At 45.3% G+C, this 12860-nt stretch carries 13 protein-coding genes; 6 read left to right on the forward strand and 7 right to left on the reverse strand.

Annotation, left to right across the window (positions count from 1 at the left end; genetic code table 11):
- Both dnaN and dnaA read right to left on the reverse strand, forming a co-directional pair.
- Nucleotides 1–1101, reverse strand: coding sequence for a DNA polymerase III subunit beta (dnaN, locus tag DK423_RS03255; protein ID WP_005558752.1), 1101 nt, complete (start codon nt 1099–1101; stop codon nt 1–3).
- Nucleotides 1102–1111: 10 nt separating this feature from the next.
- Nucleotides 1112–2473, reverse strand: coding sequence for a chromosomal replication initiator protein DnaA (gene dnaA, locus DK423_RS03260; protein ID WP_109043868.1), 1362 nt, complete (start codon nt 2471–2473; stop codon nt 1112–1114).
- Nucleotides 2474–2889: 416 nt separating this feature from the next.
- Between dnaA and rpmH the strand changes: the two genes are divergently transcribed.
- The 5 genes from rpmH to mnmE all read left to right on the forward strand — a co-directional run bounded on the left by rpmH (nt 2890) and on the right by mnmE (nt 6812).
- Nucleotides 2890–3024: a 50S ribosomal protein L34 gene (gene rpmH, locus DK423_RS03265; RefSeq protein WP_005539760.1), complete on the forward strand. Its 135-nt coding sequence runs from the start codon at nt 2890–2892 to the stop codon at nt 3022–3024.
- A gap of 12 nt (nt 3025–3036) precedes the next feature.
- Nucleotides 3037–3405 carry a ribonuclease P protein component gene (rnpA, locus tag DK423_RS03270; RefSeq protein WP_032996818.1) on the forward strand — a complete coding sequence of 123 codons (369 nt, stop codon included), beginning with the start codon at nt 3037–3039 and terminating at the stop codon, nt 3403–3405.
- Nucleotides 3360–3623 carry a membrane protein insertion efficiency factor YidD gene (yidD, locus tag DK423_RS03275; RefSeq protein WP_005558759.1) on the forward strand — a complete coding sequence of 88 codons (264 nt, stop codon included), beginning with the start codon at nt 3360–3362 and terminating at the stop codon, nt 3621–3623. Before rnpA ends, yidD begins: the two co-directional genes overlap by 46 nt.
- Nucleotides 3623–5254 carry a membrane protein insertase YidC gene (gene yidC / locus DK423_RS03280; protein ID WP_061886009.1) on the forward strand — a complete coding sequence of 544 codons (1632 nt, stop codon included), beginning with the start codon at nt 3623–3625 and terminating at the stop codon, nt 5252–5254. Before yidD ends, yidC begins: the two co-directional genes overlap by 1 nt.
- A 202-nt stretch (nt 5255–5456) precedes the next feature.
- The gene (mnmE, locus tag DK423_RS03285; protein WP_005558764.1) at nt 5457–6812 is read left to right on the forward strand and encodes a tRNA uridine-5-carboxymethylaminomethyl(34) synthesis GTPase MnmE; all 1356 of its coding nucleotides are present in this window, start codon (nt 5457–5459) and stop codon (nt 6810–6812) included.
- Nucleotides 6813–6925: 113 nt separating this feature from the next.
- Here mnmE and era read toward each other — a convergent pair whose 3' ends face one another.
- The 5 genes from era to grcA form a co-directional block, all read right to left on the reverse strand.
- The gene (gene era / locus DK423_RS03290) at nt 6926–7834 is read right to left on the reverse strand and encodes a GTPase Era (protein ID WP_005558766.1); all 909 of its coding nucleotides are present in this window, start codon (nt 7832–7834) and stop codon (nt 6926–6928) included.
- Entirely contained in the window at nt 7831–8511 is a 681-nt protein-coding gene (gene rnc, locus DK423_RS03295; RefSeq protein WP_005558768.1) for a ribonuclease III, read from the reverse strand. The genes era and rnc overlap by 4 nt, the downstream gene beginning before the upstream one ends.
- Before the next feature lie 6 nt (nt 8512–8517).
- Nucleotides 8518–9540: a signal peptidase I gene (gene lepB / locus DK423_RS03300; protein WP_005558770.1), complete on the reverse strand. Its 1023-nt coding sequence runs from the start codon at nt 9538–9540 to the stop codon at nt 8518–8520.
- Nucleotides 9541–9550: 10 nt separating this feature from the next.
- Nucleotides 9551–11347, reverse strand: a complete 1797-nt coding sequence (gene lepA / locus DK423_RS03305) for a translation elongation factor 4 (RefSeq protein WP_032996819.1) — start codon at nt 11345–11347, stop codon at nt 9551–9553.
- 168 nt (nt 11348–11515) lie between these two features.
- Entirely contained in the window at nt 11516–11899 is a 384-nt protein-coding gene (grcA, locus tag DK423_RS03310) for an autonomous glycyl radical cofactor GrcA (protein WP_061886723.1), read from the reverse strand.
- Between the two features lie 286 nt (nt 11900–12185).
- Between grcA and ung the strand changes: the two genes are divergently transcribed.
- Nucleotides 12186–12854 carry a uracil-DNA glycosylase gene (ung, locus tag DK423_RS03315; protein ID WP_005558775.1) on the forward strand — a complete coding sequence of 223 codons (669 nt, stop codon included), beginning with the start codon at nt 12186–12188 and terminating at the stop codon, nt 12852–12854.
- The last annotated feature ends 6 nt before the right edge of the window (nt 12855–12860 follow it).

Consider the following 12860-nt stretch of genomic DNA (forward strand, 5'->3'; position numbering starts at 1 on the left):
TTATAAACGCATCGGCATAATCACATATTCCGCGCTGGCATCTTCACAGTCTTCAATTAAGCAGCTGGAGGAGGCGTCCGTTAAGCGCATACGCACCTGATTACATTTGAGGGCGTTGAGCACGTCTAAAATGTAACTCACGTTGAAGCCCACTTCCATTTCTTCGCCGCTGTAAGACACGTCGATAATTTCTTCCGCCACTTCCTGCTCCGGGTTGGTGGCGGTGATTTTGAGTTGATTTTCACTGAGTTGTAAGCGCACGCTACGGAAACGTTCATTAGATAAAATAGCAGCGCGCACGAAGGCCTGTTTTAAGGTTTCCCAGCCGGCTTCCACAATGCGGGTGGCATTGCGCGGTAACACGCGGCGATAATCAGGAAAGCGACCGTCAATGAGTTTTGAAGTGAAAGTGATATTGTTTAACTGAATGCGTAAATTATTGGTGCCGATTTGTAAACGCGCCGGTTGGTCGCCGGGTTCCAGCAAGCGGGCAAGTTCCAGCACGCCCTTACGCGGTAAAATCACCGAATGGGTTTGTAAATCCTGCTCCAGCGGAATGGTGCATACCGCCAAACGGTGACCGTCGGTCGCCACGGTACGCAATAAATTCCCTTCCGTTTCAAACTTCATCCCGTTTAAGAAATAACGGGCATCTTGGTTCGCCATAGAAAACTGGGTGGCTTCAATTAAGCGGCGCAATGTGGCTTGTTCAAGCGTGAAATCGACTTCCGATTGCCAGTCCGTTAAATTCGGATAATCTTCCGCCGGCAAGGTGGATAAATTGAATTTGCTGCGATCGGAATGCACAATGGTGCGATCTTCTTCAAATGTGACGGTAATTTCTGCGTTATCCGGCAGGCTGCGGCAAATATCCAGAAATTTTTTCGCCGGGATAGTGAATTTGCCGTCCTGCTCCGCATGAAGTAATGGGGTTTGGGTGGAAAGCTCCACTTCCAAATCCGTGCCGGTAATACTTAATTGATTGTTTTCAATTTGCAGCAATACATTATTTAACACGGGGATATTCGGGCGGCTATTCAATACGCCGCACACTTGCTGTAAAGGTTTTAATAAATTTTCTCTGGAAATAATAAATTGCATTATATGACTCCTATACGGATAGAATTCGGATTAAGTTAGCCCAATCTTCTTGAATATTCGGATCGGTGTCGCGGAATCCTGCAATGGTGCGGCAGGCGTGTAAAACCGTGGTGTGATCACGATCGCCGAAGGATTTACCGATTTCCGGCAAGCTGCGGTTGGTTAATTCTTTTGCCAACGCCATGGCAACCTGACGCGGACGCGCCACCGAGCGGGAGCGGTTTTTGGATTTCAGATCGGAAACTTTAATGCGATAGTATTCGGCAACGACTTTTTGAATGTTATCCACAGTGACCAGTTTGTCCTGTAACGCCAGCATATCTTTTAAGGTTTCCCGCACGAAATCAATGGTGATCGGTTCGCCTTTGAATTCTTGCATGGCTTTCACGCGATTTAACGCACCTTCCAATTCACGCACATTGGTACGCAGTTTTTGCCCGATAAAAAACGCCACATCGTGCGGTAAATCGACATTATTTTCTTCCGCTTTTTTCATTAAAATCGCCACGCGGGTTTCCAAATCGGGCGGTTCAATGGCGGTGGTTAATCCCCAACCGAAACGGGATTTTAACCGTTCTTCAATTTTTTCGATTTCACGCGGATAACGGTCGGAAGTGAGAATGATTTGGCGTCCGCGTTCAAATAAGGTATTGAAAATATGGAAAAATTCTTCCTGGGTTTTTTCTTTGTCGCTGAAAAATTGAATATCATCCACTAATAACGCATCCAACGAGCGGTAGAATTTTTTGAATTCTTCCATTTTGTTATCGCGAATGTAAGCCACGACTTGTTGGACGAAGCGTTCGGAGTGAATATACACCACGCGGGCGTTCGGATTATTGGCAATAATGCCGTTGCCGATAGCGTGCAATAAGTGGGTTTTACCCAAACCGGTGCCGCCGTATAAGAAAAGCGGGTTGGCGGTTTGTTCGCCGGGATTGTCCGCAACTTTTTGCGCCACAGCGCGTGCCAGTTGGTTGGATTTGCCCTCAACGAAATTTTCAAACACCAATTTGCTATTTAAATTGGAATGATAAGATGTTTTGCCGGCGCTTTTTTCTTCGGAAAAACCGACCGCACTTTGTTTCTTTGCTGGTTTTTCGGGTTTCGGTGTGGCAGGCTTAATGCCTTCGATGACGGATACGTTAAGGTTCGGATTGGTGCTGGTTTGACGGGCAATGTCGGTGATTAAGGGAAGATAGTTATCGACCACCCATTTTTGCACAAACGCGTTTGAGGCGTAAAGTAGGACACCGTTTGCATTTATATCGGCCTGCAACGGATAAAGCCAGATTTTGAAATCGTCCGCAGGAATTTTATCTTGTAGTTGCAGCAGGCAATTTTGCCACAGAGAATTCGGCTGGTTTTCCACGTTAATATATCCCTTGTTTTTGGTTTACGTTTTCCCTAGATTACTTTGCCAACCTTTATCTCATTGTTTTTCATTGAACTTATATGATTTTTATTGGCTTTTTTCGCTATAAAGTGCGGTTGGAAGGACGATCATTTTACAATAAAGGAAAAAAAAGATCTTCCACCCGCCTCTAAAAAAAGCAAAAAAGGTTACTTGCCATTTTTAACCAAAACCGTATAATTCACTCGCCTTTAAATGCCGTGAGTGGTGGAAAATTGAGCCGATTGCCGAGTTTTTCCTGAATCTCATTTGACGAACGCCGAATTTATGATTACAATTCCGCTCCTTATTTTTCGACAATCTTTGTTTATTTAAATGTTTTTGAAACGTTTAAAATAGAAACAGTTAAACTATTTTGACTTAGGTACATTATAATGAAACGCACATTTCAACCTTCTGTATTAAAACGCAGCCGTACTCACGGTTTCCGTGCCCGTATGGCGACTAAAAATGGCCGTCAAGTTTTAGCCCGTCGTCGTGCTAAAGGTCGTAAAAGTTTATCTGCATAATCGCATATCAATGTGATTAAGCTAAACTTTTCCAGGGAGTTACGCTTGTTAACTCCCGAACATTTTAAATACGTCTTCCAACAGCCGTCCCGCGCCAGTTCACCTGAAATCACCATTCTTGCCCGCCAGAATAACCTTGAGCATCCCCGCTTAGGCTTAACCGTGGCAAAAAAACACCTGAAACGCGCCCACGATCGTAATCGTATTAAACGATTGTGCCGGGAATCTTTTCGTTTAGCGCAACATGATTTGCCGAACTATGATTTTGTGATTGTGGCAAAACAGGGAATCGGTGCTTTAAACAACCGCACTTTATGGCAAACGCTGGATAAATTATGGCAACGACACATTCGTTTGGCGCAAAAATCCTCATCGGATTAATTCGTTTTTACCAAATCGTCATCAGCCCGTTAATCGGTCCGCGCTGCCGTTTTACGCCCACGTGTTCCTGTTATGGCATTGAGGCGGTAAAAACGCACGGCATGCTAAAAGGTGGTTGGCTTACGCTTAAACGTATATTAAAATGTCATCCTTTAAATGCGGGTGGGTACGATCCCGTTCCACCGAAGATCAATAATAACAAAACAGAGAATAAATAATGGATTCAAGACGAGGCCTGCTGGTCATTGCACTACTCTTTATGTCTTTTATTGTTTATCAGCAATGGCAACTGGATTATCACACGCCAAAACCTGTAACAACCGAACAAACCGCCGCATCGGCATCCGATGTGCCTGCTTCTTCTAATGCGGGCAATGCGGTTATCGCAACGGACACCCAAGCAAAAGGCAAAATCATTACCTTGGAAAATGATGTATTTCGCTTGAAAATCAATACGTTGGGCGGTGATGTCGTCAGTTCCGAGTTATTGAAATATGACGCCGAGTTAGATTCAAATACCCCGTTCATGTTGCTACAAAATACACCGCAACATGTGTATATCGCACAAAGCGGTTTAATCGGTAAAGACGGGATTGACACCAAATCAGGTCGTGCGGACTATCAAGTGGACGGTGATAATTTTAAATTGGCCGATGGTCAGAGTGAATTGAGCGTACCTCTTGTTTATGTGAAAGACGGCGTAACCTATCGTAAAGTCTTCACATTAAAACGTGGTGAATATAACATTGCCGCCAATTACGAAATCAATAACCAAAGCGACAAAACTATCGAAGTGGAACCTTATGGTCAATTAAGACACACTTTGGTTGAAAGCTCCGGTAATGTGGCAATGCCGACTTATACCGGCGGCGCCTATTCTTCTTCCGAAACCAATTACAAAAAATACAGTTTCAGCGACATGGAAAATGCCAACTTGTCCATCAATACTAAAGCCGGTTGGGTGGCTGTGTTGCAACACTATTTCGTTTCTGCCTGGATTCCGAACCAGGGTGCCGAAAATCAGCTTTACACATTAATAGACAAAGCCAATAACATTGGCTCAATCGGTTATCGCGGCCCGATAATCAGTATCCAACCGAATACGACAGAAACCTTAACCAGCAAATTATGGACCGGTCCGAAGCTACAAAATGAAATGGCGCAAGTGGCGAACCATTTGGATTTAACCGTTGACTACGGTTGGGCATGGTTTATTGCAAAACCGTTATTCTGGTTGTTGACCTTTATTCAAAAACTGGTGCATAACTGGGGTGTGGCGATTATCTGTGTCACCTTAGTGGTGAAGGCAATTTTGTATCCGCTCACCAAAGCACAATATACTTCTATGGCAAAAATGCGCATGTTACAACCGAAATTGCAGGAAATGCGCGAACGTTTCGGTGAAGATCGTCAACGTATGAGCCAGGAAATGATGAAGCTGTATAAAGACGAGAAAGTCAACCCATTAGGCGGTTGTTTACCGTTGTTATTACAAATGCCGATTTTCATCGCTTTATATTGGACTTTTTTGGAAGCCGTTGAATTACGTCATGCACCGTTCTTCGGTTGGATTCAAGACTTATCTGCACAAGATCCGTATTATATCCTGCCGATCTTAATGGGCGCTTCCATGTTCTTGTTACAAAAAATGTCACCGACACCGGTTGCCGACCCGATGCAACAAAAAGTGATGACCTTCATGCCGTTAATCTTCATGGTGTTCTTCCTTTGGTTCCCGGCGGGTCTGGTGCTTTACTGGTTGGTGTCCAACTTAATCACGATTATCCAACAACAACTGATTTACCGTGGTTTAGAGAAAAAAGGGTTACATACCCGTCATAAAAAATAGTTGAATCAACTCATATCTAAAGGCACGCATTGGTGCCTTTTATTTTAGTTAAAAAACGCATCGAAAAACGACCGCACTTTACAGGAAAAAAGTGCGGTCACAAAATGCAACGCTTTTTGAATGTTGGCGCTGCCAACAACCTCGCAATGGGTAAACAAGCGAGCTTGTGAATGACAAAATCCAATGTTTTGAGAATAGACTTATGAAAGAAACAATCGTAGCACAAGCCACAGCCCCTGGACGCGGCGGAATCGGCATTTTGCGTGTGTCCGGTCCTAAAGCGGTTGAGGTGGCGCAAGCGGTGTTGGGGAAATGCCCGAAACCGCGTATGGCGGACTATTTGCCATTTAAAGAGGCGGACGGCACGGTTTTGGATCAGGGCATTGCGCTGTATTTTAAAGGACCGAATTCTTTTACCGGCGAAGATGTGCTGGAACTTCAAGGGCACGGCGGGCAGGTTGTACTGGATTTGCTGTTAAAACGCATTTTGCGCATTGAAGGCATTCGTTTGGCTCGTCCGGGCGAGTTTTCCGAGCAGGCATTTCTGAACGATAAACTGGATTTGGCGCAAGCCGAGGCCATCGCCGATTTAATTGATGCCAGCTCGGAACAGGCGGCGCGCTCAGCGTTAAAATCCTTGCAGGGCAAATTTTCCAATAAGGTAAATCAGTTGGTGGATTCCGTGATTTATCTGCGTACGTATGTGGAAGCCGCGATTGATTTCCCCGATGAAGAAATTGATTTTCTCGCCGACGGTAAAATCGAAGGGCATTTGAACGATATTATCGCGCAGCTGGATAAGGTTCGCGCCGAAGCAAAACAAGGTTCGATTTTGCGGGAAGGCATGAAAGTGGTGATTGCCGGTCGTCCGAATGCGGGTAAATCGAGCTTGTTGAACGCCCTTGCCGGACGGGAAGCGGCGATTGTGACCGACATTGCGGGAACGACACGCGACGTATTACGTGAGCACATTCATTTGGACGGTATGCCGCTGCATATTATTGATACCGCAGGACTACGCGACGCCACCGACGAAGTGGAGCGTATCGGCATCTCCCGTGCATGGCATGAAATCGAGCAGGCGGATCGCATTTTGTTGATGCTGGACAGCAGCGATACGGAGCAGGATTTGACAAAAGTGCGGTCGGAATTTTTGGCAAAATTACCGAACAACATTCCGTTGACCATTATCCGTAATAAAGCGGATTTAAGCGGCGAAGCGGAACGTTTATATGAAGAAGACGGCTATACCGTGGTGAATTTGTCGGCGAAAACGCAGCAGGGCCTAGATTTATTGCGGGATCATTTAAAACAGGCGATGGGTTATCAAACGGGCATGGAAGGCGGCTTCCTGGCGCGCCGTCGTCATTTGGAAGCGTTGGAGCTGGCGGCGCAGCATTTGCAACTGGGACAGGTTCAATTAACCCAATTCCAGGCCGGTGAATTGCTGGCAGAAGAATTACGCATGGTGCAAAGCGCGTTAAGTGAAATTACCGGCCAATTTACCTCCGACGATTTGCTGACGAATATTTTCAGTTCGTTTTGTATCGGCAAATAAGACAAAAGTGCGGTGGAAATTTCAGGTGTTTTTTCTACCGCACTTTTGGCGTATCGATGTATCCATTCGGCATATAACATATAAAAAGGTGAGCGAGGTGCTCACCTTTTTGTTTAATCTTCCATATAGCCCAAACTGCGCAGGGCGCGCTCATCATCCGCCCAGCCGGATTTTACTTTCACCCAAAGCTCCAAATGGACTTTGTTGTCAAATAAGCGTTCCATATCCAGACGGGCTTCAGTACCGATTTTTTTCAGTTTTTCGCCTTTATGTCCGATGACGATTTTTTTCTGTCCGTCCCGTTCCACCAAAATTAAAGCGTTAATTTCGTAAGTGCCGCGTTCGTTGACTTTAAATTGTTCGATTTCCACAGTGACGGAATAAGGTAATTCCTCGCCCATAAAACGCATGAGTTTTTCGCGGATAATTTCCGATGCCATGAAACGTTGGGAACGATCAGTGACGTAATCTTCCGGGAAATGGTGTATGCCGGGGCGGAGTGATTTGCGCACGATTTGTTCAAGCACGTTAACGTTATTGCCTTTCTCGGCGGAAATCGGCACGATGTCGGCAAAGTTGAATTTGCTGCTGATTTCGGTGATAAACGGCAGCAAATCGTCTTTGTTTTTGATGTTGTCGATTTTATTAATGGCAAGCACCACCGGTGCTTTGGTTTTGCGCAGTTTGTTTAGCACCATTTCATCATCGTCGTTCCAGTGCGTGCCGTCCACCACGAAAATCACCAAATCCACATCGCTGATGGCGCTACTGGCGGCGCGGTTCATCAGGCGATTGATGGCGCGTTTTTCTTCAATGTGCAATCCCGGGGTGTCCACATAAATTTCCTGATACGCACCTTCGGTTTTAATGCCCACAATGCGGTGGCGGGTGGTTTGTGCTTTGCGTGAAGTAATGGAGATTTTTTGCCCGAGGATTTTATTGAGTAGGGTGGATTTGCCCACATTCGGACGACCGACGATAGCAATAAAGCCGCAGTAAGTTTCGTTTTGTTGTTCGCTCATTTGATATTCAACTCTTGTAAAATTTGTTCTGCCGCCGCTTGTTCCGCTTTACGACGACTGGAACCTTTGCCGATAAAAGTGCGGTCATTATTTTGAATGGAACATTCCACGATGAACAATTGATTATGGGCTTCCCCTTGAATATTCACGATATTATACGTCGGCAAAGGCAGGCGATTGCCTTGTAAATATTCCTGCAAGCGGGTTTTCGCATCTTTTTGATTGTCGCCCGGTTTAATTTCTTTCAATAAATTCTGATACCACTGACGCACAATTTGTGTTGCATTTGTCAGATTGCTGTCCAGTGAAATCGCGCCGATAATGGCTTCCACGCAATCCGCCAGAATAGATTCACGGCGGAAACCGCCGCTTTTAAATTCCCCTTGACCGAGCAAAATATAATCACCCAGCTTAAAATCCCGCGCCAGCAGGGCAAGGGTCGGCTCGCGCACCAAGGTGGCGCGCATACGACTCAATTCCCCTTCGTTACATTTCGGGAATTGATGGAACAAGGCTTCGCCGATGGTTAAATTCAAAATGGCATCGCCTAAAAATTCCAGCCGCTCATTGTGTTGATGGCCGGCGCTACGATGGGTTAAAGCCTGTTTAAGCAACTCGATATTTTGGAACCCGTAGTTAATTTGACGTTGTAAACGTTCTAATTGATTTTCTTTCATATTGAATTATTGGATTTTTTGGAACAACCGTTCGGTACGCACGCCGGTCGGCCATTCATCCTGTTCTTTCTTCAAACTCAGCCAAATATAGGTGGCTTTGCCGACGATATTTTGTTCCGGTACAAAGCCCCAAAAACGGCTGTCTTCGCTGTTGTTGCGGTTGTCGCCCATCACGAAATAGTGATTTTCCGGCACGACCCATTCGGTTACGTAATTGTCCTGTTTATCAAAGGCTTTATAGCGGAAACCTTCATTTCTCACCTCTGGTGCCCAATGAATCGCATGGGAAACATCACCGCTTTCGATAGTTTCCAACGGGGAAGGACCATAAACAATCTTGCCTGCGTAATCACGTCCTAAAATGAAACGGAAATTTTCATTCGGTTGCGGCTGGGTGTAACTAAATTCTTTGGTGGTGCAATCGGTGAGGCATTCTTTGCCGTCTTTACCGTAAACGATGGTGAGGTGACGGTTGACATCATTGTAAATAACCCGATCGCCCGGCGTGCCGACAACACGTTTAATGTAGTCTACGCTTGGTGATTCCGGTGCTTTGAACACGATCACGTCACCGCGTTGCGGTTTGCCCATTTTGATTATGGTGTTTTGGAAGACGGGATCTTTAATGCCGTAGTCAAACTTATTTACCAAAATAAAATCGCCGATGCGCAAGGTCGGTTCCATTGACGAAGAAGGAATTTGGAACGGTTCGAACACAAAAGAGCGAATAATTAACACAAACGCCAATACCGGAAAGAGCGACGCCGTAAACTCAGCGCTTTCGGAAATCGGTTCGATTTGCGCTTTTTCTTCGTCCGTTAAGGTTTTTCCGCTGCGTTGTTCTAACCGACTGATTTGTCTGGCACGTTTCGGCAATACGCCAAAACGCAGATAACACCAAACCACACCGGAAAGTGCGGTGAAAATAATCAGTAAAATTGAAAAGGTGTTAGGCAGTTGGAAATGATCCAATAGCTTCCATAAACCATATCCGACAGCGATTAAAATAATTGTAAATAAATTCGACATTGACACTTCCTTATTTGTCTTTTCCAACGTGCAAGATGGCTAAGAAGGCTTCTTGCGGCACTTCCACGTTACCCAGTTGTTTCATGCGTTTCTTACCTTCTTTTTGTTTTTGCAACAATTTCTTCTTACGGCTTACATCACCGCCATAACACTTCGCCAAAACGTTTTTACGCAATTGTTTCACCGTAGAGCGGGCGATAATGTGGTTGCCGATAGCCGCCTGAATGGCAATATCAAATTGCTGGCGCGGAATCAGCTCACGCATTTTTTCGACCAATTCACGACCGCGATACGGCGCATTGTCTTTGTGTACGATTAACGCCAAGGCATCCACGCGTTCGCCGTTGATCATAATATCCACGCGAACCATGTCCGCCGCTTGGAAGCGTTTGAAACCGTAGTCCAAAGACGCATAACCGCGCGAAGTGGATTTTAATCGATCAAAGAAATCCAGCACCACTTCGCCCATCGGGATTTCATAAGTGAGCGCCACTTGATTGCCGTGATACACCATGTGGGTTTGCACCCCGCGTTTTTCCACGCACAGGGTAATTACATTGCCCAAATAGGTTTGCGGCAACAGCATATTACATTCCGCAATCGGCTCACGAATTTCCGCGATATTGTTTAACGGCGGCAGTTTTGACGGGCTATCTACATAGACTACCTCGCCATTGGTAAGTTCGACTTCATAGACTACGGTCGGCGCGGTAGTGATTAAATCCAAATCATATTCCCGCTCCAGGCGCTCCTGGATGATTTCCATGTGCAACAAACCAAGGAAACCACAACGGAAACCGAAACCAAGTGCGGTGGAATTTTCCGGTTCATAGAATAGAGAAGCATCGTTTAGGCTTAACTTACCCAGTGCGTCGCGGAAGGCTTCGTAATCGTCAGAACTGATTGGGAACAGCCCGGCATAAACCTGCGGTTTCACTTTTTTAAAGCCCGGTAAGACGGAACTTGCGGGATGATTATGTAGGGTCAACGTATCGCCCACCGGCGCACCTAAGATGTCTTTAATGGCACATACTACCCAGCCCACTTCGCCGCAATTTAATACGGTGGTATCCACTTGTTTCGGGGTAAAAATCCCCAAGCGATCCACGTTATACGATTGTCCCGTGGACATCACTTTGATTTTATCGCCTTTGCGTAATGTACCGTTTTTAATCCGCACCAAGGACACCACGCCTAAATAATTGTCGAACCAGGAGTCGATAATCAAGGCTTGTAACGGCGCGTTCGGATCGCCTTCCGGTGCGGGGATTTTCGCCACGATTTCTTCCAATACGTCTTCAATGCCCACGCCGGTTTTGGCGGAACAGCGTACCGCATCAATGGCGTCAATGCCCACAATTTCTTCAATTTCTTCCGCCACGCGTTCAGGTTCGGCAGCAGGCAGGTCGATTTTGTTTAAAATCGGCACCACTTCCAAATTCATTTCAATGGCGGTGTAACAGTTCGCCAAAGTTTGCGCTTCCACACCTTGTCCTGCATCTACGACTAATAACGCGCCTTCACAAGCGGCAAGGGAACGGGACACTTCATAAGAAAAGTCAACGTGTCCCGGGGTGTCGATAAAGTTAAGTTGATAGGTTTCGCCGTCTTTGGCGTTGTAATTTAAGGTCACGCTTTGCGCTTTAATGGTGATTCCGCGCTCACGTTCAAGATCCATGGAATCCAACACCTGCTCCGCCATTTCGCGATCGGACAACCCGCCGCAGGTCTGGATTAAACGATCCGATAAGGTGGATTTACCGTGGTCAATATGGGCAATAATGGAAAAGTTGCGAATATTCTTCATAAATAGGTAAGTTTTCTCATAAAAAGTCATTAAATTTAACTGGCGGATTGTACCTGAAAAGCATGGGGAGCGCTAGAAAAGAAAGGAAAAGTGCGGTCGTTTTTTACGGCGTCTTGAAAAAACAAAACCCCGAATCGTTTCGGGGTTTCTTTTTAATTCAACCTGAAATTACAGGCTTTCAGTGAAAGTACGGGTGATAACGTCGCGTTGTTGTTCCGGAGTCAAAGAGTTGAAACGTACGGCATAACCGGAAACGCGGATAGTTAATTGCGGATATTTTTCAGGGTGTTTTACCGCATCTTCTAATGTTTCACGACGTAATACGTTAACGTTTAAATGTTGACCGCCTTCAACTTTAACGGTTGGCGTAACATCTACCGGCAATTCGCGATATTCGATTTTACCAAGTTCACTTACTGCAACCACTTGATCTTCAGCGTAATCGCCTTTTGCACATAAACAACGAGCTTCACCTTTTTCGCTATCTAACAACCAGAAAGAGTTTAACAAATTGTCGTTAGCCGCTTGGGTAATTTGAATACCTTTAATCATAAATGCCTCCTAAATTTGGCGCGTTTGTATATTAATTGAACGGTGCGGATTCTATCAAAAATTTTGAAGTTTTCAAATTAATTTGACCTGGAACCAAACTCTTTTTTCAATTAATTTTTAATATTTGACGCACGTCAAAAATATTTGGCATTTTTGAGGTATTATTTAACAAAATAAGGCGATTTTTATTACAATTTTATAACAAATAAACTGCGCCGCTTACTATGAATTTCGCCCGAGGTTCTTTATAATTCCTGCTCATTAAGAAATGTGTTGGAATTTTGGTATGAGAACCTGGAAAGATGTGATCGGACAAGAAAAGCAACAGCCTTATTTTCAGCAGGTGCTGGGACGGGTGCACGCGGAGCGCGAGCAGGGCAAGATTATTTACCCGCCGGCGCCGGATGTGTTTAATGCCTTTAAATTAACCGAGTTTGAACAAGTGAAAGTGGTGATTTTAGGGCAGGATCCGTATCATGGTCCGAATCAAGCGCACGGTTTGTCTTTTTCCGTAAAACATGGTGTGCGTCCGCCGCCGTCGTTGGTGAATATTTATCAGGAATTATCGAAAGACATTGACGGTTTTCAAATCCCTAATCACGGTTGTTTGTTGGAATGGGCGCAGCAAGGCGTGTTACTGCTGAATTCGGTGTTGACCGTGGAACAAGGTCTGGCACACTCTCATGCCAATTGGGGCTGGGAAATTTTCACCGATAAAGTGATTGAAACCTTGAATTCGCAACGGGAAAATCTGGTCTTTTTATTGTGGGGCAGTCCGGCGCAGAAAAAAGGGCGGTTTATTGACAGACAAAAACACTGCGTGCTGACATCCGTGCATCCGTCGCCGTTATCCGCCCATCGCGGTTTTTTTGGCTGTCGTCATTTCTCCCAAGCCAATACTTATTTACAACAACACCATATTGCGCCGATTAACTGGCAATTAACTTCAATTTAGCTTTTA

It is taken from the genome of Aggregatibacter actinomycetemcomitans, assembly GCF_003130205.1.
GTDB lineage: Bacteria > Pseudomonadota > Gammaproteobacteria > Enterobacterales > Pasteurellaceae > Aggregatibacter > Aggregatibacter actinomycetemcomitans_A.